25 protein-coding genes are annotated in these 25,758 nt (G+C 66.5%); 14 read left to right on the top strand and 11 right to left on the bottom strand.

The window, feature by feature from the left end:
- Positions 1-50: 50 nt before the first annotated feature.
- Entirely contained in the window at positions 51-1,172 is a 1,122-nt protein-coding gene (locus tag AC3A6F_RS19565; RefSeq protein WP_487683746.1) for a beta-ketoacyl-ACP synthase III, read from the top strand.
- A 180-nt stretch (positions 1,173-1,352) separates the two neighbouring features.
- On the opposite strand, the gene AC3A6F_RS19560 is transcribed toward AC3A6F_RS19565, so the two are convergent.
- The 7 genes from AC3A6F_RS19560 to AC3A6F_RS19530 form a co-directional block, all read right to left on the bottom strand.
- Positions 1,353-3,380, bottom strand: a complete 2,028-nt coding sequence (locus AC3A6F_RS19560; RefSeq protein ID WP_487683743.1) for an FAD-dependent oxidoreductase — start codon at positions 3,378-3,380, stop codon at positions 1,353-1,355.
- Positions 3,381-3,436: 56 nt separating this feature from the next.
- Positions 3,437-3,892 (bottom strand): hypothetical protein, encoded by a 456-nt coding sequence (locus tag AC3A6F_RS19555; RefSeq protein ID WP_487683740.1) that lies wholly within the window; start codon positions 3,890-3,892, stop codon positions 3,437-3,439.
- A 20-nt stretch (positions 3,893-3,912) separates the two neighbouring features.
- Positions 3,913-4,398: a DUF2721 domain-containing protein gene (locus tag AC3A6F_RS19550; RefSeq protein ID WP_320473137.1), complete on the bottom strand. Its 486-nt coding sequence runs from the start codon at positions 4,396-4,398 to the stop codon at positions 3,913-3,915.
- A 79-nt stretch (positions 4,399-4,477) separates the two neighbouring features.
- On the bottom strand, positions 4,478-5,434 hold the full coding sequence (gene pip / locus AC3A6F_RS19545; RefSeq protein WP_487683736.1) for a prolyl aminopeptidase: 957 nt from the start codon (positions 5,432-5,434) through the stop codon (positions 4,478-4,480).
- Between the two features lie 57 nt (positions 5,435-5,491).
- Complete coding sequence (locus tag AC3A6F_RS19540; protein WP_487683733.1) at positions 5,492-6,838, bottom strand: amino acid deaminase; 1,347 nt, start codon at positions 6,836-6,838, stop codon at positions 5,492-5,494.
- 194 nt (positions 6,839-7,032) lie between these two features.
- A complete protein-coding gene (gene phbB / locus AC3A6F_RS19535; RefSeq protein WP_123070082.1) occupies positions 7,033-7,773 on the bottom strand; it encodes an acetoacetyl-CoA reductase in 741 nt (246 codons plus the stop codon).
- 91 nt (positions 7,774-7,864) lie between these two features.
- Entirely contained in the window at positions 7,865-9,043 is a 1,179-nt protein-coding gene (locus tag AC3A6F_RS19530) for an acetyl-CoA C-acetyltransferase (protein WP_487683730.1), read from the bottom strand.
- A 332-nt stretch (positions 9,044-9,375) separates the two neighbouring features.
- Here AC3A6F_RS19530 and minC point away from each other — a divergent pair, with 332 nt between their 5' ends.
- The 4 genes from minC to AC3A6F_RS19510 all read left to right on the top strand — a co-directional run bounded on the left by minC (position 9,376) and on the right by AC3A6F_RS19510 (position 12,022).
- Positions 9,376-10,173 (top strand): septum site-determining protein MinC, encoded by a 798-nt coding sequence (gene minC / locus AC3A6F_RS19525; RefSeq protein ID WP_487683727.1) that lies wholly within the window; start codon positions 9,376-9,378, stop codon positions 10,171-10,173.
- Between the two features lie 36 nt (positions 10,174-10,209).
- Positions 10,210-11,025 (top strand): septum site-determining protein MinD, encoded by an 816-nt coding sequence (gene minD / locus AC3A6F_RS19520; protein ID WP_123070085.1) that lies wholly within the window; start codon positions 10,210-10,212, stop codon positions 11,023-11,025.
- 1 nt (position 11,026) lies between these two features.
- Positions 11,027-11,278 (top strand): cell division topological specificity factor MinE, encoded by a 252-nt coding sequence (gene minE / locus AC3A6F_RS19515; RefSeq protein ID WP_005663943.1) that lies wholly within the window; start codon positions 11,027-11,029, stop codon positions 11,276-11,278.
- A 207-nt stretch (positions 11,279-11,485) separates the two neighbouring features.
- Positions 11,486-12,022 (top strand): carboxymuconolactone decarboxylase family protein, encoded by a 537-nt coding sequence (locus tag AC3A6F_RS19510; protein ID WP_487683723.1) that lies wholly within the window; start codon positions 11,486-11,488, stop codon positions 12,020-12,022.
- An 80-nt stretch (positions 12,023-12,102) separates the two neighbouring features.
- Here the strand turns inward: AC3A6F_RS19510 and AC3A6F_RS19505 are convergent, their stop codons facing one another.
- Positions 12,103-12,720 carry a hypothetical protein gene (locus tag AC3A6F_RS19505; protein ID WP_487683721.1) on the bottom strand — a complete coding sequence of 206 codons (618 nt, stop codon included), beginning with the start codon at positions 12,718-12,720 and terminating at the stop codon, positions 12,103-12,105.
- A gap of 224 nt (positions 12,721-12,944) precedes the next feature.
- On the opposite strand from AC3A6F_RS19505, the gene AC3A6F_RS19500 reads away from it, so the two are divergent.
- The 9 genes from AC3A6F_RS19500 (at position 12,945) to AC3A6F_RS19460 (ending at position 23,160) form a co-directional block, all read left to right on the top strand.
- Positions 12,945-13,634, top strand: a complete 690-nt coding sequence (locus AC3A6F_RS19500; RefSeq protein ID WP_487683718.1) for a response regulator transcription factor — start codon at positions 12,945-12,947, stop codon at positions 13,632-13,634.
- Positions 13,635-13,694: 60 nt separating this feature from the next.
- Positions 13,695-14,969 (top strand): glutamyl-tRNA reductase, encoded by a 1,275-nt coding sequence (hemA, locus tag AC3A6F_RS19495; protein ID WP_487683715.1) that lies wholly within the window; start codon positions 13,695-13,697, stop codon positions 14,967-14,969.
- Positions 14,970-15,066: 97 nt separating this feature from the next.
- On the top strand, positions 15,067-16,143 hold the full coding sequence (prfA, locus tag AC3A6F_RS19490; RefSeq protein WP_123070090.1) for a peptide chain release factor 1: 1,077 nt from the start codon (positions 15,067-15,069) through the stop codon (positions 16,141-16,143).
- Between the two features lie 295 nt (positions 16,144-16,438).
- The gene (locus AC3A6F_RS19485) at positions 16,439-16,921 is read left to right on the top strand and encodes a disulfide bond formation protein B (RefSeq protein ID WP_487683712.1); all 483 of its coding nucleotides are present in this window, start codon (positions 16,439-16,441) and stop codon (positions 16,919-16,921) included.
- Positions 16,918-17,739 carry a peptide chain release factor N(5)-glutamine methyltransferase gene (gene prmC, locus AC3A6F_RS19480; RefSeq protein WP_487683709.1) on the top strand — a complete coding sequence of 274 codons (822 nt, stop codon included), beginning with the start codon at positions 16,918-16,920 and terminating at the stop codon, positions 17,737-17,739. The genes AC3A6F_RS19485 and prmC overlap by 4 nt, the downstream gene beginning before the upstream one ends.
- Positions 17,740-17,797: 58 nt before the next feature.
- On the top strand, positions 17,798-19,879 hold the full coding sequence (locus tag AC3A6F_RS19475) for a DUF885 domain-containing protein (RefSeq protein ID WP_487683706.1): 2,082 nt from the start codon (positions 17,798-17,800) through the stop codon (positions 19,877-19,879).
- Positions 19,880-19,956: 77 nt separating this feature from the next.
- Entirely contained in the window at positions 19,957-21,552 is a 1,596-nt protein-coding gene (gene gshA, locus AC3A6F_RS19470; protein ID WP_487683704.1) for a glutamate--cysteine ligase, read from the top strand.
- Between the two features lie 50 nt (positions 21,553-21,602).
- Complete coding sequence (locus AC3A6F_RS19465; protein ID WP_487683701.1) at positions 21,603-22,655, top strand: histone deacetylase family protein; 1,053 nt, start codon at positions 21,603-21,605, stop codon at positions 22,653-22,655.
- A 37-nt stretch (positions 22,656-22,692) separates the two neighbouring features.
- A complete protein-coding gene (locus tag AC3A6F_RS19460) occupies positions 22,693-23,160 on the top strand; it encodes a GNAT family N-acetyltransferase (protein WP_487683698.1) in 468 nt (155 codons plus the stop codon).
- A gap of 12 nt (positions 23,161-23,172) precedes the next feature.
- Here AC3A6F_RS19460 and AC3A6F_RS19455 read toward each other — a convergent pair whose 3' ends face one another.
- The 3 genes from AC3A6F_RS19455 to AC3A6F_RS19445 all read right to left on the bottom strand — a co-directional run bounded on the left by AC3A6F_RS19455 (position 23,173) and on the right by AC3A6F_RS19445 (position 25,637).
- Positions 23,173-23,529: a hypothetical protein gene (locus AC3A6F_RS19455; RefSeq protein WP_487683696.1), complete on the bottom strand. Its 357-nt coding sequence runs from the start codon at positions 23,527-23,529 to the stop codon at positions 23,173-23,175.
- Positions 23,530-23,622: 93 nt separating this feature from the next.
- Positions 23,623-24,966, bottom strand: a complete 1,344-nt coding sequence (locus tag AC3A6F_RS19450) for a sensor histidine kinase (RefSeq protein WP_487683693.1) — start codon at positions 24,964-24,966, stop codon at positions 23,623-23,625.
- Positions 24,963-25,637, bottom strand: a complete 675-nt coding sequence (locus AC3A6F_RS19445; protein WP_487683690.1) for a response regulator — start codon at positions 25,635-25,637, stop codon at positions 24,963-24,965. Before AC3A6F_RS19445 ends, AC3A6F_RS19450 begins: the two co-directional genes overlap by 4 nt.
- Between the last annotated feature and the right edge of the window lie 121 nt (positions 25,638-25,758).

Genomic DNA, 25,758 nt, shown 5'->3' with positions numbered 1-25,758 from the left:
GGCGCATCTTGCGGACAACCCCGCTTATTTTCCCTGAAAGTTTGCTGAATATGAAACCTGTCGTCATCAGCGGCACCGGCCTGTTTACCCCGCCGCATTCCATCTCGAACGACGAGCTGGTGGCAGCCTTCAACGCCTATGTCGAACTGCACAACCAGGAACATGCCGCGCCAATCGCAGCGGGCGAGGTGACGGCGCTGGAGCCGTCGAGCAGCGCCTTCATCGAAAAAGCGTCGGGCATCAAGTCGCGCTACGTGATGGAAAAGAGCGGCATCCTGGACCCGGGCCACATGACGGCGCGCATCCCGGAACGGGCCGACGACGAGATCTCGGTGCAGGCCGAGATGTGCGTGGCCGCCGCGCGCGAAGCATTGACGCGCGCCGGCAAACAGCCGCAGGACATCGACATGGTGCTGGTCGCCTGCAGCAATATGCAGCGCGCCTATCCGGCGATGGCGGTCGAGGTACAAGAAGCGCTGGGCATCGACGGCTTCGGCTTCGACATGAACGTGGCCTGCTCCTCGGCCACCTTCGGCATCGCCACCGCGGTCGACGCGGTGCGGGGCGGCCGCGCACGCGCGGTGCTGGTGCTGAACCCGGAAATCACCAGCGGCCACCTGAACTTCCGCGACCGCGACAGCCACTTCATCTTCGGCGACGCCTGCACCGCGATCGTGATCGAGGCCGCGGAGACGGCCACCGGCGCGCACCAGTGGGAAATCCTCGACAGTCGCCTCAAGACCAGCTTCTCGAATAACATCCGCAACAACTTCGGCTTCATGAACCGCTTCGACGAAGCCGGCATCGGCCAGCCGGATAAACTGTTCCGCCAGCAGGGCCGCAAGGTGTTCAAGGAAGTCTGCCCGATGGCGGCGGCCACCATCGCCGACACGCTCACGGCGGCCGGCCTGGAAACGAAAGACGTCGCGCGCTACTGGCTGCACCAGGCCAACCTGAACATGAACCTGCTGATCGTGCGCACCCTGCTGGGCCGCGACGCGACAGCCGACGAAGCGCCAGTGATCCTGGACAGCTATGCCAACACCTCGTCGGCCGGCTCGATCATCGCCTTCCACAAATACCAGGATGACCTGCCGGCGGGCGCCAATGGCGTGATCTGCTCGTTCGGCGCCGGTTATTCGATTGGTTGCGTGGTGGTGCGCAAGAAGTAAATCATGCGCTTGCGGGCCTGGGGCGATGGGGTTTGCGGGCTGACTTGGGTCCCCGTCTTCGCGGGGACGACGTTTCGAGGTGATTGGCTAAAGCGTTAGCCGGCTATCGCTCGCGACGTTGAACAACGTCGTCCCCGCGAAGGCGGGGACCCAAGCTAGCCTGCTCGCCACCAGCCTCTTTCAAAGCCGCGCCGCCAGCTCCGCCCCTTCGCGAATCGCGCGCTTGGCATCCAGCTCGGCCGCCAGCGCCGCGCCGCCGATCTTGTAAAAGCGCGGTCCGCCCGTGGTCCCATCGGCCGGCATCAGTTCCACCAGGCTTTCCTGCCCGGCGCAGATCACCACATTGTCCACCTCCAGCAGGCGCGCTTCGCCCCCGACCGTGATGTGCAGGCCGGCGTCGTCGATGCGGTCATATTGCACGCCGGCCAGCATGGTCACGCCGTTGCGCGCGAGCGTGGCGCGGTGCACCCATCCCGAGGTCTTGCCCAGGCCGGCGCCGGGCCGCGTGGTCTTGCGCTGCAGGAGCCAGACCTGGCGCGGCGGGTGCGGCGGCACGGGCGGCGCCAGTCCGCCCGGCGTGGCCACTGTCGGATCGACGCCCCACTCCTTCATCCAGTGCGCCGCCGGCACCGGCAGCGCTACCCGCGGATCGTGCACCAGGAATTCGCCGGTGTCGAAACCGATGCCGCCAGCGCCGATGATCGCCACCCGCGCACCGATCGGACGGCCGCCCTTCAACACGTCGATATAGCTCGCCACCATCGGATGGTCGATGCCGGGAATCGCTGGTTGTCGCATGCGGATGCCGGTCGCCACGATCACGTCGTCGAAGCCCTGGGCCAGCAATTCCTCGCGCGTGACCCGACAGTTCAAGCGAATGTCGACGCCCAGCAGTTCGAGGCGGCGACCAAAATAACGGATCGTCTCGGCGAATTCTTCCTTGCCCGGAATGCGCATCGCGATATTGAACTGGCCGCCGATGCGGTCCTGGGCGTCGAACAGGGTTACACGATGCCCGCGCTCGGCCGCCACGGTTGCCGCCGACAGGCCCGCCGGCCCGGCGCCGACCACCGCGATGCGGCGCGCCGTGGCGGCCTTGCGAAACACCAGTTCGGTCTCGTAGCAGGCGCGCGGATTGACCAGGCAAGTCGCGCGCCGGTTCGAGAAAGTATGGTCCAGGCAGGCCTGGTTGCAGGCGATGCAGGTATTGATCTCGTCGCTGCGGCCGGCGGCGGCCTTGGCGACGAAATCGGCGTCGGCCAGGAAGGGCCGCGCCATCGACACCAGGTCGGCGTCGCCGCGCGCGAGGATGCTTTCCGCCTCGGCCAGCATATTGATGCGGTTCGAGGCCACGACGGGAATGCCGACCTCCTTGCGCAAGCGCCCCGCGATCTCGGCGAAGGCGGCGCGCGGCACCGAAGTGACGATGGTGGGGATGCGCGCCTCGTGCCAGCCATAGCCGGTGTTCAGGATCGTCGCGCCGGCGCCTTCCAGCGCTTTTGCGGACAGCACGATCTCGTCCCAGGTATTGCCACCGTCGACCAGATCGAGCACCGAATGGCGGTACATCAATATGAAATCCGGCCCGACCGCGGCGCGAATGCGGCGCACCACCTCCACGGCGAGGCGCATGCGGTTCTCTATCGGCCCGCCCCAGCGATCGGTGCGGCGATTGGCGCGCGCGCACAGGAACTGGTTCAGGAGATAACCTTCGCTACCCATGATCTCGACGCCGTCGTAGCCGGCCGTGCGCGCCAGCCTGGCGCAGCGCACGTAGGCGCGGATCGTCGATTCGATGCCGGCATCGCTGAGCGCCTTCGGCTTGAAGCGCGAAATCGGCGACTTGATGCTGGACGCCGACACCACGAAGGGCTGGTAGCCGTAGCGGCCTGCGTGCAGGATCTGCATCAGGATCTTGCCGCCCTCCTCGTGCACGGCGCGCGTGACGCGCCGGTGGTTGGGCACGTCGAAGAGGGAGTTCAGGGTCCCGCCGAAGGGCAGCAGCCAGCCCTGGCGATTGGGCGAGATGCCGCCGGTGACGATCAGGCCCACGCCGCCGCGCGCGCGTTCGCGGTAGAAGGCGGCCAGCTTGCCGTAGTTGTAGAAGCGGTCTTCGAGCCCGGTGTGCATCGAGCCCATGATCACGCGGTTCTTCAGGGTGGTGAAACCCAGGTCGAGCGGCGCCAGCAGATTGGGAAAGGTAGTCATCGCGGCATTACACCGCGATTTTCTGGAGTCGTGCGTCTAAACGACTGAATGGTGCATCAAGCCAGGTGGCTTTCGCGGTCGCGCAGTTCGGCGAAGCTCTCGATGCTGCCGATGCTGACCACCACCGGGTTCAGGCTGGCGCCGGGCGACATCGGGCGCCAGGCGAACTGCCATTCCTTTTCGCGCGCCTGGCCCGCGCTCTTGGTGAACGCGGCGCCCAACGGCGAACGGGTGCCGTACTCGATGGCGCCGTCGATGCCGGCCCAGTTGGGCAGCAGGCGCTGCACGGCGCGGTGCAGGCGCTCGCCGAATTCCTCGGTGTTATGGATCACCAGGCAGGCGTCGCTCGGCGTGATGATGTCGAACAGGCGCTTGTCCCAGACGGTGGAAAACGCGATGTGCAGGAAGCCGCCATTGGGCTCGAGACGGAACTGGCCGGTCTTGAGCGCGGTTTCGAGTTCGGTACGCAGCGCGTAGCGATGCAGGGTCGGAGGGCGTTGGTAGTCGTGCATGGGATTCTTTCTTGCCGCGCTCAAGGTTGCGCAGTTGGCGACGCTGGCGGCGGCGGTGGTGGCGATTGCAGCATCATGATGGCCTGGTGCTGCATGCGCATGAACTTCGATGCGATGAAGATCTCGCGCAAGAAATAGACGAAGCTGCTGATCAGGGCGATCATCGCGAACACGAAGCAGGCGGCGATGTACTGGTCGAGCGGGATGCCCGTGGTATCGCCCGCGAACAGCATCGCGATGACCACGCACACCAGCAGGCCGCAGGCGGTGCTGGAGGCGATCGCGAAGTTGATCAGGTGCGAGCGCTGGTAGAGCAGTTCGAGTTCGCTGGAAAACTCGGCATTGGGGCTGACCTTGAGCCGGTCCTCGAGCACGCGCGTGCGGTCGATGATGCGCGCCAGCCGGTTGGTCAGCACGGTCAGCTTGGTGGCGACGCCAGTGAGCAGGAAAACCGGCGCGATCGCCAGCTGGATGACATGGCCGATATCGCTGATCTGGATATTCATGGGAACACGTTTCGAATTGTTGTAATGTGCCTGGTACCTCTGAAGCATAGTGTAACAGCCAGCAGCATCCCACCCCTCCTCATTCAAACCGGCGCAGCCGCTTGAACTGCTCGGTCGCCGCCACCAGCGCGCGCGCGATCCCCGCCTCCAGCGCGCCATGGCCGGCATCGGCGATCATCTCCAGTTTCGACCCAGGCCACGCCGTGTGCAGGCGCCAGGCCGACAGCGGCGGGCAGATCACGTCGTAGCGGCCCTGCACGATCACCGCCGGCAGGTGGGCGATGCGCGCCAGGTCGCGCAGCAGCTGGTCTTCTTCCAGGAAGGCGCCATTGAGCATGTAATGCGATTCGAGCCGGCCGACGCCCAGGTCGAGCGTATCGTTCGCCACTTCCTCTGGCTGCGGCAGCAAAAAGACGCGCCGGCCCTCGAAGCGGCTCCAGGCGCGCGCGGCCGGCCAGTAAACGTCAGGATCGTGGCACAGCAGGCGGCGCGCATAGGCTTTGAGCAGGTCGTGCCGTTCCTCTTGCGGAATCGGGGCCACGAATTGTTCGTACAGCTCGGGATAGAACCAGCGCACCTCGTTGATGAACCAGTCCACCTCGGCCTGGGTGCACAGGAAAATCCCGCGCAGCACGAAGCCCAGGCAGCGCTCGGGATGGGCCTGGCCATAGGCCAGCGCCAGCGTCGAGCCCCAGGAACCGCCGAACACCAGCCACTGTTTGACGCCGAACAGCGCGCGCAGGCGCTCGATGTCCTCGATCAGGAGCTGGGTCGTGTTGTTGCGCCACTCGCCCAGCGGCGTCGACTTGCCGGCGCCGCGCTGGTCGAACAGGATCACGCGGTAGGCGCGCGGGTCGAAGAAGCGGCGATGCTGGGGCGACAGGCCGGCGCCGGGGCCGCCGTGCAGGAACAGCACCGGGATGCCGTCCGGATTGCCGACTTCTTCCCAGTAGATCGTGTGCGTCTCGTCGACCGCCAGCATGCCGTGGCGGATGGGCTGGATCGGCGGGAACAGCGACGGCGGCGTGACGGGCATGGCGGCTCTTGTTGGCAGTGATTCAAGAAGCCGATTGTAGCGTACCGACAGCTGCTTTTAGAAGAAGGTATTGAGCGCGTAGCGCACCGTATAGGCGTCGTCCACGGCCAGCAGCAGCGGCCACTTGTCGAAGGTGGTGCAGGGGTGGGAAATGCCGCAGCCGACCAGGTCGCCGACCGCCAGGCTGTCGCACAAGGGGTCGCCTTCCGGCAACCTCAGGTAAGCGTGCTGGTCGTTCATCTTGAAGATCGTGCAGCCGGGCGGCAGCGCGGCCGGCGCGGTATCAGCATCCGCAGCGCCGTCGGGGCGCGCCGTGTAGAGCGGGATCGGCAGGTCGGCGTCGTAGGAAGCGTCGCGCTTGCCCATGGTGAGGATGGCCAGGGTCGGCTCGGGGCGCGACTGGACCATGCTCCAGACTTCGAGCGCAGGCCGTAACCCTTCCTGTAGCCCTTCCTGCTGGCCGCCTTCACGCGCATTCAGCTCGTCGATATGGCGGCGGTACATGCCATGGTCGCTCGTCAGGTAGCAGCCGCTGCGCAGGATGGCGCGCACTGGACGCGACAGGCCGTCCACGCCCTGGAACCCGCGCACCACCAGGTCGAAATAGGACGAGCCGCCGGCCGAGACCAGGATCTCGGGCGTGGCCAACAGGCCCTCGCCATCGGCGCCACGCACGAGGGCGACCAGTTGAGCCAGGAAATCGTCCACCTGCTGCAGGTCGGCGGCGCGGTCGTCGCTGACGAGCAGGCCTTCGTAGCCCTCGAAGCCGGCCAGCGCCAGGCCGTCGGCCAGGGCGACAGCGCGCGCCACCTCCATCGCCTCCTGCGGCGTGCGGCAGCCGGCGCGCTTGCCGGCCAGGCCCAGCTCGACCAGCACCGGCAGCGGACGCGCCAGCCTGTGCGCCGCGACCGCCTGCGCCAGGCGCGCCACGCCGGCCAGCGAATCGGCCAGCACGATGCACTCGAAGTCCGGATCGCCATGCAGCAGGGCCAGCACGGCGTCGATATCGCTGCGCGCCACCAGCTGGTTGGCCAGCAGCACGCGGCGCACGCCGAAGCGGTGCGCCACCTGGACCTGGATCGCGGTGGCCAGCGTGATACCCCAGGCGCCATTGGCCAGTTGCGCGCCGAACAGCTGCGGACTCATCGTGGTCTTGCCGTGCGGCGCCAGGGTGACGCCGCGGCGCTCGCAAAAGGCGCGCATCCACGCCAGGTTGTGGCGCAGGCTCGATTCCCTGAGCACGGCGACCGGGTAGCTCGTATCGCCGCGCAATACGTTCCAGCCCTGCACGCCGATCGCGCCCTGGCGCAGCGGTTCACGCAGCGGCAAACCCTTGGTGCCGGGGAGCAGCAGCTGTTCGTCGAGGCTGGACAGGGCGAGGCCGCCGTGGGGCAAGGTGTGCATGGGGTGCTCCGTGAAGATCGGTGGATCGTTATTTTATGATGGATTGTTAACGCAAAAACGTCGTCCCCGCGCAGGCGGGGACCCAATTCCTCAGCGTAACCACTTCATTGAACGTCAGTGGCATGCGTGAAAACTTGGGTCCCCGCCTGCGCGGGGACGACGTGCTAAGGAACTGAAGCTACTGCCCTGACGGATCAGGACATATGCTGCCCGCCATTGATGGCGATATTGGCGCCGGTAACAAACGCCGCTTCGTCCGACGACAGATAGGCCACCAGACCCGCCACTTCTTCGGGCTTGCCGAGGCGCCCCATCGGGATCTGCGGGATGATCTTGGTTTCCAGCACTTCGCTCGGGATGTCCATCACCATCTTGGTGCCGATATAGCCCGGCGAGATGGTGTTGACGGTGACGCCCTTGCGCGCCACTTCCAGCGCCAGCGCCTTGGTGAAGCCGTGCATGCCGGCCTTGGCCGCCGAGTAGTTGGTCTGGCCGAAAGCGCCCTTCTGGCCGTTCACCGACGAGATATTGATGATGCGGCCCCAGCCGCGCTCGACCATGCCGTCGCAGACCGGCTTGGTCATATTGAACACGGAATCGAGGTTGGTCTTGATCACGGCGTCCCAGTTGACCTTGTCCATCTTTTTGAAGGTCATGTCGCGGGTGATGCCGGCGTTATTGACCAGCACGTCGATTGGCCCGACATCGGCGATCACCTGGCGCACGCACTCCTGGGCCGCGTCGTAATCGGCCACGTCGCAGGCATAGGCCTTGAAGTCATAGCCCTGCTCCTTCATGGCGCCGAGCCAGGAGTCGACCTTGGTATTGCCTGGCGAAAAAGTGGTAACGACCTGATATCCCAATGCGGCCAGTTTGATACACACCGCTTCGCCCAGGCCGCCCATGCCGCCGGTTACTAATGCTACTCGAGCCATTGTCTTCTCCAGTTTTATTGTGTCATTTCATACCGCTTGAAACCGACGGCGCCGCGGCAAGCGGGCCATCGCTACCGTCATCAGGCTGTCGTCAGTCGCGCTCGACCGCCAGCGCCACGCCCATGCCGCCGCCGATGCACAGGCTCGCCAGGCCGCGCTTGGCGTCGCGGCGGATCATTTCGTGCAGCAGGGTGACCAGCACGCGGGCGCCGGAAGCGCCGATCGGGTGGCCCAGGGCGATCGCGCCGCCATTGACGTTGATCTTGGACGTGTCCCAGCCCATCTGCTTGTTGACGGCGATGGCCTGGGCGGCGAAGGCTTCGTTGATTTCCATCAGGTCGACGTCTTCGTGGGTCCAGCCGGCCTTCTTGAGGCACAGCTGCGAGGCCGACACCGGGCCCATGCCCATGATCGACGGGTCGAGGCCGGACGACGAATAGGCCTTGATGCGCGCCAGCGGGGTCAGGCCCAGCTCTTTCGCTTTCGCCGCGCTCATCATGATCACGGCGGCGGCGCCGTCGTTGATGCCGGAAGCGTTGCCGGCGGTGACCGAGCCTTCTTTGTTGAACGCCGGACGCAGGCTGGCCAGCGCCTCGAGCGTGCTGCCCGCTTTTGGATATTCGTCGGTGTCGAAGACGGTCGTGCCCTTCTTGGTCACGATCTCGACCGGGATGATCTCGTCCTTGAATTTGCCTTCTTTTTGAGCAGCTTCGGCCTTCAGCTGCGATTGCAGCGCGAATTCGTCCTGCTCGGCGCGCGAAATCTCGTATTTCTTGGCGACGTTCTCGGCGGTAACGCCCATGTGGTACTGGTTATAGACGTCCCACAGGCCGTCGACGATCATGGTGTCGGTGAGCTTGGCGTCGCCCATGCGGAAGCCGTCGCGCGAGCCGGCCAGAACGTGCGGCGAGGCGCTCATGTTCTCTTGCCCGCCGGCGATAACGATCTCGGCGTCGCCGCAGCGGATCGCCTGGGTCGCCAGGTGGGTGGCCTTGAGGCCGCTGCCGCAGACCTTGTTGATGGTGTAGCCGGGCACCATGTCGGGCAGGCCGGCCTTGATGACGGCCTGGCGCGCCGGGTTCTGGCCCACGCCGGCGGTGAGCACCTGGCCCATGATGACTTCGCTGACGGATTCGGGGGCGATACCGGTCTTGGCCAGCAGGTGCTTGATCACTTGCGCGCCGAGTTCGGCGGCTGGAATCTTGGCGAGGGTGCCGCCGAATTTGCCGACGGCCGTACGACCGGCGGCGACGATGACTACGTCTTCCATGTTCAATCTCCGTTCAGCCGGCCGCGGCCGGCAACATTCAGAATTCCCTCGGACTCGGCCCGTCATTCTGCGATGGCGGACTTTGTGCATGGGATCGATAAAAACCTCAAGTTACGGAATGAGGAACCCATGCTGCTGTTAAAGCATCAGCAATCTTAGCAGTTTATTCATCAAAAACAACGTGCCAATCGTGCGGGTTTGATCTAGCGCATGACTTAATTTTTGGTTGCTGACAAACGTTCAATTTCTGTTAGGAATGATGCGTGCGCTTCTGTCCTTTTCTACAATTTTCACAGTAGAATGCACAAGCGCAACGCCAACTACACCGCTTTATGCCTAAAACCACGCTTCCCATCGAAATCAAGATTTCCACGGTCGTTGCCATTTCCACGATCCTGCACTCGGCCGACCCGGAAGCCATCGACGCCGCGCTGGAGCAGATGACCGGTGGCGTATCGGACTTCTTCGAGGACGAGTTCGCGGTGATCGACGTGGCCGCGATCGCGCCCGAAGCGCCGGGACTCGACTGGGCGGCGCTGGTGTCCCTGCTCAAGAAATACCGCCTGAACGCGGTGGCCGTGCGCGGCGCCAGCCCGCCGATGGTGGAAGCGATCCGGGCCCAGGGCCTGGCGCTGGACGACGGCTCGAGCGGCGTACGCGCCGGCGGCCATGCGGCCCCGCCACCGGCCCCTGCCGCGCCCGAATCGGCGCCCCCCACGGCTCCGGCGGCGGCTGTGGCGCCCGCGCCGACGCCGGCCCCGGAGCCGGTCGCTGCTCCGGCCATCGTGCCGATGATTATCGACACCCCGGTGCGCGCCGGCCAGCGCATCTATGCGCGCGGCACCGATCTGATCGTCACCGCCGTGGTCAACAATGGCGCAGAATTGATCGCCGACGGCAGCATTCACGTGTATGCGCCGCTCAATGGCCGCGCACTGGCGGGCGCCTCCGGCAATCCCGATGCCCGCATCTTCGCGCTGTCGATGCAGCCGGAGCTGGTCTCGATCGCCGGCGTGTACCGCACGTTCGACGAAGGTTTTCCGTCCGACCTGTCGCGTCAGCCAACGCAGATCCGGCTGGTGGGTGACCGGATCGACATCCAATCGCTGGCTCCGGCACCCCGCGCCTGATCCCCGAACTGAACAGATACTGTAAAGGACTTTTTTGTGGCAAGAATTATTGTTGTGACGTCCGGCAAGGGCGGTGTGGGCAAAACGACCTCGAGCGCCAGCTTCTCCACCGGCCTGGCGATGCGCGGCCACAAGACGGCGGTGATCGACTTCGACGTCGGCCTGCGTAACCTCGACCTGATCATGGGCTGCGAACGCCGCGTGGTCTACGACCTGATCAACGTCGTCAATGGCGAGGCGACCCTGAACCAGGCGCTGATCAAGGACAAGCACTGCGACAACCTGTTCATCCTGCCGGCCTCGCAGACGCGCGACAAGGACGCCCTGTCCGAAGAAGGCGTGGAGCGCGTGCTCAACGACCTGGTCAAGATGGACTTCGAGTTCATCATCTGCGATTCGCCGGCCGGCATCGAGCACGGCGCGCTGATGGCGCTGACCTTCGCCGACGAGGCGATCGTGGTCACCAATCCGGAAGTGTCGTCGGTGCGCGACTCGGACCGCATCCTGGGCATCCTGCAGGCCAAGTCGCGCCGCGCCCAGAGCGGCAGCGAGCCGGTCAAGGAACACCTGCTCATCACCCGCTACTCGCCGAAACGCGTCGAAGCGGACGAAATGCTGTCTTACCAGGACGTGCAGGAAATCCTGCGCATCCCGCTGATCGGCATCATTCCGGAATCGGAGTCGGTGCTGCACGCCTCGAACCAGGGCAACCCGGCGATCCATTTCAAGGGCACCGACGTGGCCGATGCCTACGAGGACGTCGTCGCGCGCTTCCTGGGCGAAGAACGCCCGCTGCGCTTTACCAACTACGAAAAGCCGGGCATATTCCAGCGCATTTTCGGAGCCAAGTGAGATGGCATTGCTTTCATTCCTCTTCCCCGAAAAAAAGAAGAGCGCGACAGCCGCCAAGGAACGCCTGCAGATCATCATCGCACGCGAACGGACCAACCGCGCCGGTCCGGATTTCCTTCCGGCCCTGCACCAGGAGCTGATCGCGGTGATCTCGAAGTACGTCAAGGTCAATCCCGACGACATCAAGGTCTCGCTCGACCGCCAGGGCAACCTGGAAGTGCTGGACGTGAACGTGGTGCTGCCGGATACCTGACCGGCGCCGCCCTTCGCCCGACGATGCCCGCCATGTGCGGGCATTATCTTTGGCGCGGAGCATATTAGTAGTGAGACGATCGGACAATTTTTAGTTGAATCTGAGCATTCAAAGTATCGATGGCCCTGCCTATACTGGGTTCATGGCTGCAACACATCGGACAGCCAGCCAAGCAAACCCAACGATATTTTGACAAGGAGCTTCACCATGACCCGTCTCGCCTCCCACCCCGTCTCGGGCGCCACCGGCGCCGCCGCCCAACTGTTCAGCGCCATCCAGGGCGCCGTCGGCAAGGTGCCGAACGCCTACCGCGACATCGGCAGCAACAGCCCCGTGGTCCTGGAATCGGTGCTGGCCCTGGACGCCAGCCTCAAGAAAACCACGCTGTCGGCGCGCGATATCGAAGTCATCAAGCTGGCGGTCAGCGCCGTCAACGGTTGCGACTACTGCGTGGCCGCCCACAGCCTGATGGGCAAGATGGCCGGCCTGCCTCCCGATGCGCTGGCCGCCGTGCGCCAGGGCCAGGCCACCGGCAATGCCCGCGAAGATGCGCTGGCGGAGTTCGCGCGCCACCTGGTGACGACCCGCGGCACCGTGGACGCGGGCAGGGTCGAGGCGGTGAAGGCGGCCGGCGTGAGCGATGCGCAGATCGTCGACCTCACCCTGGCGATCACGGCGATCACCCTGACGAACCTGTTCAACCGGATCAACGATACGGTGGTCGATTTTCCGAAGGTCGGTTGAGGCCCATTGGACGCGTGGAGGTAGGGTGGACAGCTTGTCATCTGGTCCACTGGACCAGATGACTACGCGTCCAACCATCGTCACATCACCAGCACCGGCTCTTTTGCCGGCCCGCTGACCGCCCCGCCATTGACCGGCGCGGCGGTCGCGGTGTCGTCGTTCTCCTCCACCGGCTGCGGCGCCTCGCCCGCGGACTCGGCCCGCTCCAGCTCCTGCACCACCTTCACGCAGGCTTCCACGTGCTGCGCCCCCATGCGCTTGAACAGCGTGTAGCCGATCGCCGCCGACGCGATCTGGCCGGCCAGCGGCACCATCTTGGCCGTGGTCTTGACCGCCATCCGGCCCGCCACGACCCGGAACAGGCGCGCCACCGCCCCGCGCGTCACCAGTTTACCGACCAGCATGCCGCCTACCGAGGCCGCCGCCTTGTAGGCGATCACGCGCATGCGCGGGTGCAGGCGCTCGATCTGCTTCTGGGTCAGGCCGAATTCGGCATTGATCTGGTCGACCAGGGCGGCGAAGCCCGTGATGTCGGCCAGCAGGTCGAGGCCGGGCACCGGCACCGCGGCCACCGCCGCCGAGACGGCGGCGCGTTTCTTGACCAGGGCCAGGCAGCGGGTACGGGTGGCGTCGATCTCGGCGCCGCTGACGGGCACGCGGTCCTCGGGCACAGTGGTGTTTTTGCGTGTAAACAACATAATTTCCCCCTCTACATTATCTGAATGGCATATAAAATTCAGTCTACGCCTATGGGGAGATTTTCTGCGTGGTCCCTTTAACACAACAGTCTTATAGTACAAATGTCACCTTTTGGTGTCGGAGCGAAGTTTATCAGTAGCATCGTTTTGTGAAAGTCTGATATATTTGGTTTAACTTTGTAGGAATCTTCCTACATAGGCAACCACACAACATTTCGCCCGTCATGAAGATCGCCGTCCTGGAGCAAGACCGTCCCCAAGCTGACCTGATTTGCCAGGTCCTCAGCGCTGCTGGCCACAGCTGTCAATCGTATGACAGCGCCAAGGAGCTACTAGGACAGTTACGAAAGGACAGTGCCGACATGCTGGTGATGGACTGGAATGTCCCCGATATGGAAGGCGCCGAAGTGCTGCGCCGCGCCAAGGAAAAGCTGACGTCCACCGCGCCGACGATGTTCCTGGTCGGGAATAACGCCGAAGACGACATCATTGCCGGCGTCACCGCCGGCGCCGACGACTACCTGGTCAAGCCGCTGCGCCGCGGCGAGCTGGTGGCGCGCGTCTCGGCCCTGCTGCGCCGCGCCTATCCGTCGCAGAACAGCGCCGAGCAGCTGCAGTTCGGTCCGTACACCTTCGAGACCCGTCCGGGACGGCTGCTCAGGGACGGCTCGGTGATCGACGTGACGCAGAAAGAGTTCTCGCTGGCGCTGCTGTTCTTCAGGAATATCGGCCGCCCGCTGTCGCGCGCCTACATCCACGAATCGGTGTGGGTCCGCGAAAACGACGTGCCGTCGCGCACCATGGACACCCACGTTTCGCGCGTACGCAACAAACTCCATCTGCGGCCAGAGAACGGCTTCCGCCTTGTGCCGGTCTACAGCTATGGCTATCGGCTGGAAAAGCTCGGCGCCTGAAACCCTGAAGGCAAGAGGGTATAATGGCCCCAGTCCATTGACCCTCGCCTCCCCTCCGAAATGCAACTGCTTGCCGTCGGCCTGAACCACACCACAGCACCGGTCTCGCTACGCGAGCAGCTGGCGCTCGCCCCCGACCAGATCGGCACGGCGGTGCAGTCGGCGCGCGGCTGGTTCGCGCGCCAGGGTTCCACCGGCGGCGAAGAGGCGGCGATCCTGTCGACCTGCAACCGCACCGAGATGTATGCGGCGATCAAGCTGCTCGATCCGCTGGACGCTTCGGCTCAATTTCTGGCGCATTATCACGCGCTCAACTACGCCGAGCTGCGCCCCCACCTCTACCTGCTGCCGCAGGACGACGCCGTGCGCCACGCCTTCCGCGTCGCTTCGGGCCTCGATTCGATGGTGCTGGGCGAGCCGCAGATCCTGGGCCAGATGAAGGATGCGGTGCGCACGGCCGACGCCGCCGGCGGCCTGGGCACCTATCTGCACCAGATGTTCCAGCGCACCTTCGCGGTCGCGAAGGAAGTGCGCACTACCACCGAGATCGGCGCCCACAGCGTGTCGATGGCCGCCGCCGCGGTGCGCCTGGCGCACCGCATCTTCGACCGCATCGCCGACCAGCACGTGCTGTTCATCGGCGCCGGCGAGATGATCGAGCTGTGCGCGGCCCACTTCGCGGCCCAGAACCCGAAATCGGTCACCATCGCCAACCGCACCATGGAGCGCGGCGAGGCGCTGGCCGCCCGCTACAACGGCCGCGCGATCCGCCTGGCCGACCTGCCGGACAGCCTGCAGCAGTTCGACATCGTCATCTCGTGCACCGCCTCGACCCTGCCGCTGATCGGCAAGGGCCTGGTCGAACGCGCCGTCAAGGCGCGCCGCCACCGCCCGATGTTCATGGTCGACCTGGCCGTGCCGCGCGATATCGAACCCGAAGTCGCGCGTCTGGACGACGTGTTCCTGTACACGGTCGACGACCTGGCCCAGGTGGTGCAGACCGGCATGGAAAGCCGCCAGGCCGCCGTGCGCCAGGCCGAAGCCATCATCGAGACCCGGGTCCAGTCCTTCATGCACTGGGTGGGCGACCGCGCCGTGGTGCCGGTGATCCGCGACCTGCATGAATCGGGCGAGGCCTTGCGCCAGGCCGAGCTGGAACGCGCGCGCAAGATGCTGGCGCGCGGCGACGATGCCGAAGCCGTGCTCGAAGCGCTGTCGAAGGGGCTCACCGCCAAGTTCCTGCACGGCCCGCAACAGGCCCTGCACCAGGCCGAGGGCGACGACCGCGCGCGTCTGGCCACCCTGCTGCCGCAGCTGTTCCGCGGCCGCCGTTAGCGCCCGATTCTCCCGGCGGCCCGCCCGCCATGCGCGCCTGCTCGCGCAACCCGGCCCTTCCAGCGGCCATCCGACCATCTTCATACCGAGACTGCCCATGAAACCTTCCATGCTGTTCAAGCTGGACCAACTCGCCAACCGCCTCGTCGAGCTGGATGAACTCCTGATGAGCGAAGGCGCCACCGCGAACATGGACAGCTACCGCAAGATGTCGCGCGAACGCGCCGAACTGGCGCCGCTGGTCGACGTGTACCGCCAGTACCAGGGCGCGCTCGAGGATACCGAGGCGGCCCGCGAGCTGCTGCAGGATCCCGACATGAAGGATTTCGCCCAGGAAGAAATCGAAGCTGCGAAAGAACGCATGGCGGGCCTGGAGCTCGAGCTGCAGAAAATGCTGCTGCCGAAGGACGCCAACGACGAGCGCAATATCTTCCTCGAGATCCGCGCCGGCACCGGCGGCGACGAGTCGGCCCTGTTCGCGGGCGACCTGCTGCGCATGTACACCCGTTTCGCCGAGCGCAACCGCTGGCAGGTCGAGATGGTGTCCGAGTCGCCGTCCGACCTGGGCGGCTACCGCGAAGTCATCGTGCGCCTGGTCGGCAACGGCGCCTATTCGAAGCTCAAGTTCGAGTCGGGCGGCCACCGCGTGCAGCGGGTGCCGGCCACCGAAACGCAGGGCCGCATCCACACCTCGGCCTGCACGGTGGCGGTGATGCCCGAGGCCGATGAAGTCGAGGACGTCGACATCAACCCGGCCGACCTGCGCATCGACACCTACCGCGCCTCGGGCGCCGGCGGCCAGCACATCAATAAAACCGACTCGGCGGTGCGCATCACCCACCTGCCGACCGGCCTGGTGGTGGAATGCCAGGACGACCGCAGCCAGCACAAGAACAAGGCCTCGGCCATGAAGGTGCTGGCGGCGCGCCTGAAGGACGCCCAGCTGCGCGAGCAGCAGTCGAAGGAAGCGGCCACCCGCAAGAGCCTGATCGGCTCGGGCGACCGCAGCGAGCGCATCCGCACCTACAACTTCCCGCAGGGCCGCCTGACCGACCACCGCATCAACCTGACCTTGTACAAGCTCGACTTCATCATGGACGGCGACCTGAAGGAGCTGACCGAAGCGCTGGCCCAGGAACACCAGGCCGAATTGCTGGCTGCGCTCGGTGACTGATTGACGCAACTGAGTGACTTAAGTCATTGTTAAGTTGCCAGATTGAAAATGGCGAAGCGTCGTTTGCAACGTTTATGCGAAAATAAGCGCATGCCCGCCTCCCGTTGGCGCCCGCGTCATACGCTGGCCTAAGAACGTCGTTCCCGCGCAGGCGGGAACCCAAGTATGCCAGCACGGCCACTATCGGTCGCCGATAGCGGCGGTGCACATGAACTTGGGTTCCCGCCTGCGCGGGAACGACGGTTCCAAAGATAACTGGAAGCGCATCCGCACCGGTCCACATCGAGAAAAATCCATGCCCACCAACCGCCAGGTCCTGTTCGCCATCTCGTCGATCTCGTTCGCGCTGATCGCCGTCGCCCTCTATCTGCAGCACAGCATGGAAATGCGGCCCTGCCCGCTGTGCGTGATCCAGCGCTATATGTTCCTCGCCATCGGCGTCTGCACCCTGGTCGGCGCCATCGGCGGCAAGGTGCGCGCAGCCACGATCCTGGCCCTGCTGGCGGCCTTCGGCGGCCTGTACACGGTCGGCAAGCACCTGTACGTGATCGCCAATCCCGGTTTCTCGTGCGGCATCGATCCGATGGAAACGATGCTCAACAAGATCCCCACCGCCGAATACCTGCCGTGGCTGTTCCGCGCCGACGGCCTGTGCGAAGGCGCGACCGATGCCATCCTGGGCCTGGCGATCCCGCAATGGTCGGCGGTCTGGTTCGTGGTGCTGACCGTGCTGCTGGGTTGGGTGCTGCTGCGCCAGTTCCGCGCCAAGCGGGCATGATCGAGGCCGGCGCCACCCTCGGGCAGGTGCGGCTGTCGCTGCCGCTCGATCCGCTCGAAAACCGCATCCTGCTGTGCCATGCGCTCCGTCTGCCGCGCGTGGCCCTGATCACGCAATCGGAACGCGTGCTCACGCCTGAAGAAGCGGCGCAGTTAGAAGCGCTGGTGCGGCGTCGCCTGGACGGCGAACCGATCGCCTACATCGTCGGCGAGCGCGAATTCTTCGGGCTGCCGTTCAAGGTGACGCCGGCGGTGCTGATCCCGCGTCCGGATACCGAATTGCTCGTCGAACTCGCGCTGGAGCGCCTCGCGCCGCAACAGCGCGTGCTCGACATGGGCACCGGCAGCGGCGCGATCGCCGTCGCCATCGCCTGCACGCGGCTAGATGCCGACGTCACCGCGCTCGACGTCAGCGAAGAGGCGCTGTCCGTTGCGCGCGCCAATGCCGCCGCCAACGACGCGCGCGTGCGCTTCCTGCGCAGCGACTGGTATCAAGCGCTCGGCGCGGAGCGCTTCCACCTGATCGTCTCGAACCCGCCCTATATCGTGGCCGGCGACCGCCACCTGATTGAAGGCGACCTGCGCTTCGAGCCGATCGACGCCCTCACCGACCATGCCGACGGCCTGTCCGACCTGCGCACCATCGCCGATGGCGCTGCCGCCCACCTGGAGCCCGGCGGCTGGCTGCTGCTCGAGCATGGCTACGACCAGGCCGAGGCGGTGCGCGGCTTGCTGAAGGCAGGCGGCTACGGCGAGGTGCAGAGCTGGCGCGACCTGGCAGGCATCGAGCGGGTCAGCGGAGGCCGCCGGAGTGCCTAGGGCGCGCACCCCTCGGGATGGGCTTGTTAAAATGACCAGTCCTGATTCCGGAGCATGCATGCGCATCCTGTTCGCCTCTCTCGTCCTGCTCGCGCCGCTGCATGGCGGCGCCGCCGGCTTAGTTCCGCCCTTGCCGCCCTTGCCGCCCATGCCGCCCATGCCGCCCATGCCGCCCGCGTTGCCTGCCGTCACCCGGGATGCGCCGACCGAGCAGCCATCCAGGCTGGCCGCCCGGCTCTACGAGCGCGACTGGCAGTGGCAGTTGCGCCATGCGCCCGAGAAGGCCACCGCCCTGGGCGAGCATCGCTACAACGCCTTCTTGAGCGACACCTCGCTGGCGGGACGCGCGGGGGCACTCGAGCACGAACGCGCCATGCTGGCGGCGGCGCAAAAAATCGACCGCGCGCAGCTGGACGGCGAAGACCAGGTGTCGTACGACCTGTTCGTGGCCGACAAGGAGCGCCTGATCGCCGCCGGCGCCCTGCGTCCTTTCGATCCGCTCCCGATCACCGCCTACGACGGCCTGCAGGTGCGGCTGCCGCGCCTGGTCGCGCAGATGCCGTTCGCGACCGACGCCGACTACCTCACCTATCTGGCGCGCCTGCAGGCGCTGCCGGCCCACGTCGATGGCCTGATCGAACAGCTGCGCGCCGGGAAACAGGCCGGCTGGACGATCCCGAAGACCGCCATCGCGCCGGTGCCGGACGCCTTGCGCGCGCTGCGCGAAAAAATCGCCGACGGGGCGCTCGGCGCGCCCTTCCAGCGCATCCCGGCGACCATCGTCCCCGAGGTGCGCGCGCAGTTGCGCGCGGCCGGCAAGGCGGCCCTGGAACAGCAGGCGGCGCCCGCCCTGCGCAAGCTCGAGGACTTCCTGCGCCAGGACTACGTGCCGGCCGCGCGCGACAGCATCGGCGCCGCAGCGCTGCCGGGCGGCCCGGCGTGGTACGCCCGGCTGGTGAGGGACAGCACCACCACTGCAATGACCCCGGCCCAGGTGCATGCGCTCGGCCAGCAAGAGGTGGCGCGCCTGCGCGCCGGGATCGAGGGCCTGATCCCGCGCACGGGCTTTCGCGGCGGCTTCGCCGAATTCATCGTCTTCGCGCGCAGCGACCGGCGCCTGTTCTTTGTCGACGCGGCGGCCCTGCTCGACCGCTACCGGCGCACGCTGGCGCTGGCCCAGGGGCGGCTGGGCCGCGTCGCGACCGTCATTCCGGCCGCCGGCATCGTCGTCAAGCCGATGGGCGGCGATGGCGCCGGCCAGCCGGCCGCCTATTACGAGGCCGGCAGCGCGGCGCGCACCGCCGCGCTGGTGGTCGACACGGCGCGCCTGAACGCGCGCCCGATCTGGCAGGTCGACACCGTGGCCCTGCACGAGGGCGTGCCCGGCCACCACCTGCAAGTGGCGCGCGCCCAGGAACTCGAGTTGCCGGCATTCCGGCGCAACGGCTGGTATGACGCCTACGGCGAAGGCTGGGCCACCTATGCCGAGAGCCTGGGCCCCGAGCTCGGCCTGTTCCAGGATCCGTTCTCGCTGTTCGGGCACCTCAACGAAGAGATGTTCCGCGCCGCGCGCCTGGTGGTCGACACCGGCATCCATTCGCTCGGCTGGACGCGCCAGCAGGCGCTCGACTACCTGAACACGCATACCGCCAATCCGCCGGGCGACAACGAGGCCGAGGTCGACCGCTACATCGCGCGTCCGGGCCAGGCGCTGGGCTACAAGATCGGCCAGTTGCGCATCCTGGCGCTGCGCACCCAGGCGCGCGCCACGCTCGGCAAGCAATTCGACCTGCGCCGCTTCCACGATGCCCTGCTCGGCGGCGGTGCGCTGCCGCTAGCCGAACTGGAACGCCGCATGGGCCTTTGGCTCGCGGCCGAGAAGGATCCGGCCACGCGCGCCAATGCGCCGCAGGCCGTGCCCAGAGCAAACGCCGACGGCGACGCCGCATTCAATGCCGCATCCGAACCGGTGTCGATCTGGGAACCCGCCTTCGAATTCGACTTCGTGCTCGACGGCGAACTGCCGCCGGGCTACGACCCCGGTCCATCGCCCGATTTCGAGCCGCCTGCGCCAGCGGCGCCGACGCCGGCCCGCAAGTCCTTCAGCGCACCGCCCTGGCTTGCGCCTTTGCTTGAATGAGGGGCGCCCGAACGCGCAGTCCGATTTTCGGTTAATCTCTGCACCAACCGAACTGGCAGTATAAGAAAGGAAACACTGTGTCGAACCAATTCAACCGCCGCCTGGCACTGCTCGACGACGACGAACACCGCGCCCTGCTGGGCCAGGGGTTGCGCGGCATCGAGCGCGAAACCCTGCGGGTCGACGCGGCGGGCCAACTGGCGCGCACCCCGCACTCCCCGGCACTCGGTTCGGCCCTGACGCACCCGCACATCACGACCGACTACGCCGAGGCGCTGCTGGAATTCATCACGCCCGCCGAGCACGACATCGCGCTGGCGCTGCACCGCCTCGATGCGATCCACCGCTACGCCTATGCCAAGCTGGGCGACGAGATGTTGTGGGGCGTGTCGATGCCGGGCGAACTGCCGCCCGAGGAAGATATCGAGATCGCCTGGTACGGCAAGTCGAATATCGGCATGCTCAAGCACGTGTACCGGCGCGGCCTGGCGCTGCGCTATGGCAAGGCGATGCAATGCATCGCCGGCATCCACTACAACTATTCGCTGCCAGAACAACTGTGGCAGCTGTTCGCGCAAGAAGAAGGGATCGCCGAGGAACGCCGCCATGCGCTGCGTGACTTCCAGTCGGAAAGCTATATCGCGATGATCCGCAACTTCCGCCGCTATTCCTGGCTGCTGATGTACCTGTTCGGCGCGACGCCTGCGCTCACCACCAGCTTCCTGCGCGGCCGTGAACACAACCTCGAGACGCTGTCCGACGACACCCTGTACCTGCCGTACGCGACCAGCCTGCGCATGAGCGACCTGGGTTACCAGAACGACGCCCAGTCCGGCCTGCGTCCGCACGAGAACAGCCTGGAAAGCTATGTCACGAGCCTGATGGATGCGGTCAACCGTCCCTACGAGCCCTATGCGAAACTGGGCACGCAGAAGGATGGCGAATGGATCCAGCTGTCGACCAATGTGCTGCAGATCGAGAACGAGTATTACTCGACCATCCGTCCCAAGCGCGTGATCCGCACCGGCGAGCGTCCGGTGCAAGCCCTGTGCAACCGCGGCGTGCAGTACATCGAAGTGCGCTGCCTCGACGTCGATCCGTTCGAGCCGGTGGGCATCGCCCTCGACACCGGCCGCTTCCTGGACGCCTTCCTGCTGTTCTGCGCGCTCGAGGAAAGCCCCCTGATCAGCGCCCACGACAGCCAGCTGCACGCGCGTAACTTCGCGCGCACGGTCAAGGAAGGCCGCCGCCCCGACCTGACCCTGACCCGCGACGGCCTCGAAGTGCCGTTGAAGGAATGGGCGCTGGAACTGATCGAGCGCATCCGCCCGGTGGCGCAGCTGCTGGACGACGGGCATAACGAAGGCGATGTGCACCAGGCTTCGCTCGGCAAGCAGAAGGCGAAGATCGAGGATCCATCGCTCACCCCATCGGCGCGGGTGCTGGAAGAAGTGCGCGCGCTCGGCTCGGCCGCGGCCTTCGGCCTGCAGCAGAGCCGCCTGCATGCGGCCACCTTCCGCGACAGTCCCCTGATGCCGGCCGAGGAAGCGCTGTTCGACGAGATGGCGGCCAGCTCGCATGCAGAGCAGGCGAGCGTCGAAGCGATGGACACCGGCAGCTTCGACGACTTTGTTGCGGCGTACAACAGCAGTAAGCTATGCTCCAACAACTGAGGTAGCCGCCAGTCGCGGCGCCCGCTCGAATCCGCAGCCGCGAGGACCACTTGCTCACGTTTTACAACGAACACCATGCCCAGCATGACGGCCTCGGCCACGTCGAGCTCGATCGCGGCGAGCTGGCGCCCTGTTCGGAAAAACCCGAGCGCGCCGCCATCGTGCTGAAGGAATGCGAGCGGCGCGGCCTGGGCGCCATCGTCACGCCGCACGGCGTGCCGCTCATGACGCTCGAACGGGTGCACAGCCCGCGCTACCTGCATTTCCTGCGCAATGCCTGGAGCGAGTGGATCGGTCTCGATCCGCGACATGCCGGCAAGGATGCCTTGCCGAGGGTATGGCCGGTGCGCACCCTGCGCTTCGATATCGAGCCGGACGATTTTGGCGCGCGCCTCGGCCTGTATTCAATGGACGCCGGCACGCCGCTCACGGGCGGCACCTGGATCGCGGCCAAGACCGGCGCCGACTGCGCCGTTAACGCGGCCCATGCCCTGCAACGCGGCGAGCGCGGCACCTTCGCGCTCACGCGCCCGCCCGGCCACCATGCCGGCAGCGATTTCTTCGGCGGCGCCTGCTTCCTGAACAATGCCGCACTGGCGGCCCAGCACCTGCTGGACGACGGCCTGGAGCGCGTAGCCATCCTCGACCTCGACTACCACCACGGCAACGGCACCCAGGGCATTTTTTATCACCGCAACGACGTGCTGTTCGTCTCGATCCACGCCGACCCGCGCGTCGCCTATCCGTTCTACCTGGGTCACGCCGACGAGACCGGCAGCGGCGCCGGCCTTGGCTACAACACGAACATCCCGCTGGCGCCCGGCTGCGGCAGCGGCGCCTGGTTCGCGGCGCTGGAAACCGCCTGCCTCAAGATCGCCATGGCCCGGCCGCAGGCGCTGGTGGTCTCGCTCGGCGTCGATACCGCCGCCCAGGGCCCCGATCCGCGCTTCGGCCTGCAGGCCGGCGACTTCCTGCGCATCGGCGAACGCATCGCCCACCTCGGCCTGCCGACGGCCTTCGTGTTCGAGGGCGGCAAGGCCGGTCCCGAGCTCGGCATCCATACCGTCAACGTGCTCGAAGGTTTCGAGACCGCCGGCGAATGACTGCCGTTCCACATTCCACCACCATCGCTTCGCATCCATGACCACCCCTAGCCCGATCGACTGGCAATTCTCGCGTTTCGCCGACCTTTCTCCGTTCGACCTGTACGAAGTGCTGGCCCAGCGCCAGAGCGTCTTCATCCTCGAGCAGACCTGCCTGTATCCCGACATCGACGGCCAGGACCTCGATGCCCACCACCTGCTGGGCTGGCGCACCGTCGACGGCAAGCGCAGCCTGGCCGCCTACCTGCGCGTGCTGGCCCCGGGCGCCAAGTACGACGAGATGTCGATCGGCCGCGTGATCACCACCCCGGCCGCGCGCGGCACCGGCGCCGGCCGCGCCCTGATCGGCGAAGGCATCCGCCAGGCCGAGGCGCTGTATCCGGGCCATCGCATCCGCATCGGCGCCCAGCAATACCTGGAGCGCTTCTACGGCAGCTTCGGCTTCGAGACCGTCTCGGCACCGTATGACGAAGACGGCATCATGCACATCGATATGCTGCGCTAGGAAGCCCTCTGCTCAATCGCAGCGGCGCGGCCGCAGGCCCGCTTGCCGTTCTTTCTTGGCCTCGCGATCGCACTCGATCTTGCGCACCATCTCGAGGCTGTCCTTGCTGTTCTGGGTCGAGATGCGCTGGCGCTCGAGCGCATTGAGCTTCTCGTTGTCGCGCCGGGTTTGCTGCGAGAGCATGCACTCGGTGTATTCGCGCGAACCCTGGCGCGCGCCGAAATCGGCGCAGGTGCCGGTGTCCTCGGCCAGGTGAAGCGCGCGCCGCTGCTCGGGCGACTGGCATGCCGCCAGGCCCGCGCCCAGCATGGCCACGAGGCCCAGCGTCATGAGGGGGCGGCAAGCCGCGCCCAGATATGATCGATTCATCTTGTTCTCCTGTCTGACATTCGGTGGCCGGCCGCATGGCCGGAGGCGACAACGTCGCCATGCAGGACAGTAGAACAGCGCGGGATTGCGGGATCATGGAGTGCCAGGTGAAGCCGGCCGCGCCGGCGCCAGGACGACGCGCGCGATCGTGCCGCCGCCGGGCGCGCCGAGGATGGCCACGTGGCCGCCGTGGCGCTCGACCACCTGCTGCACCAGGTGCAGGCCAAGGCCGCTGCCCGCCGATCGCGGCCGCAGGCGGTGGAACGGTTCGAACACGCGCTCGCGCTCTTCGGGCGGGATGCCCGGCCCGTCGTCCTCGACCTCGAACCCTGGGCCCAGCACGCGCACGACCACGTGGCGCCCGCCATGTTCGATCGCGTTCTGCACCAGGTTCGTCGCCACCCGCTCGATCGCCCCGGCGTCACCCCGCACCGGCTGCACCGCGTCGACCTCGACCTCGATCGAGCGGTCGGCGGCGATCAGGAGCGGCGCCAGGTCGCCGGCCACGCGCCGCACCAGCGCAGCCAGGTCGATCTCTTCGTCGCGCCGCGCCGTATCCAGGCGCTGCAGGTCGAGCATCTGTTCGGTCAGGTTGGCGAGCCGCTCGACATCGCTCCCGAGCCGGCGCGTGTCGGGGTCGCTGGAGGCATCGACCTTGACCCGCAGGATCGCGATCGGCGTGCGCAATTCGTGGGCGGCGGAGGCGATGAAGCGCCGCTGCCGCTCGTATCCCTCGTCGAGGCGGCTGAGCGCATCGTTCACCGCCCGCACCAGCGGCGCGATTTCGCTCGGCACCTGCGCCTCGCTGAGCCGCACGCCGCGCCGGTCGACGTCGATGCTTTCCGCCTCGGCGGCGATCCGGGCGACGCCGGCCAGCGAACGCCTGACGATCCAGGGGATGGCGATCAGCGACATCAGGACCATCAGCAGAAAGATCGGCAGCGCGGCGACGTTGGACGCCGCCAGGACGGTAAAGCCCACCTGCGTCAGCTTGCCATGCCCGAGGATCGTCACCGGGCCGGCGGGCGAGTCTTCGCGGCGGATCACGGCGCTCAGCGCATGCGGCGCGAAGCGGTCGCGCACATGGCCGTAGGAGAGATTGCGTAAGAGGCTGGTGGCCGCTGCATATTGCGCGGGCACCTGCCCGAAGCTGAGGCGGCGGCCATGGTCGTCCTCGGCGACGAACCACAGGTTCGGCGTCTCGGCGCGCAGCGCGGCCAGTTGCTTCGTCATGCGCAGCGCCAGGGCGCCGTCGTCCGCGCGTACGATGGCGGCGGCGATGACGGGCGTGATCCGCTCGTCGGTATACGGCCCGCCGCTATCGGCGCGCAGCGCCAGCGCGACGAGGAGCGGGAAGCAGATGAACAGGATGGCGAACTGGAACAGCAGCGGCTGGACGATCAGCGGCCGCTTGAGCGAGGGCGGCCTGCGGCTCACGGCCGCGCCTGCAGCAGGTAGCCGACGCCCTTGATGGCGTGGATCTCGATGCCGGCATCGACGGCGGCCAGCTTGCGGCGCAGGCGCGAGATATGCGAGTCGAGGGTGTTCGACTGGATCGCGTCGTCGAAGCCATACACGGCCTGTTCGAGCGACTCGCGCAGGACAGTGCGCCCGCGGCGCCTGACGAGCGCCGCCAGCACGCGCAGCTCGCGCCGCGCCAGGTCCAGCCGCACGCCCGCCACGCTCGCCTCGTCGTTGGCGACATCGAACACGAGCGCGCCGACGTGGATTTCTTCAGGACCGAGTTCGGCGGGACGGCGCCGCACCGCGCGGATGCGCGCGAACAGTTCTTCGAGCGCGAACGGCTTGACGAGGTAATCGTCCGCGCCCTCGTCGAGGCCGGCGACGCGGTCGGTGACTTCGCCGCGCGCGGTCAGCATGATGACGGGCAGGCCGGGATTGCCGGCGCGCAGCAGCGGCAGCAGGGACAGGCCATCGCCATCGGGTAAGGTCCGGTCGAGCAGGACCAGGTCGTAGGAATTCATGCGGCTGGCCTCGCGCGCCAGCGCCACCCGGTCGGCATGGTCGACGACGTATTTTTCGCGCTCCAGCGCGCCGCGCACCGTGTCGGCGAATTCGGTCTCGTCCTCTACCAGCAGAATTCTCATCGGGGCATCTTCCATGGACAGGTGGCTCGGCGGCATGGTGCGCGCTCGAATGAGCATACCTGCCGCGCATTGCGGCAACATGGCATGCGCCCTCCTGTTCAGGTCCGGCTGCCTGTGCTTG

The organism is Massilia sp. Soil_C_3 (assembly GCF_057657035.1).
The sequence above is the reverse complement of the archived record's forward strand: the minus strand, read 5'-3'. Positions and strand labels throughout refer to the sequence as shown.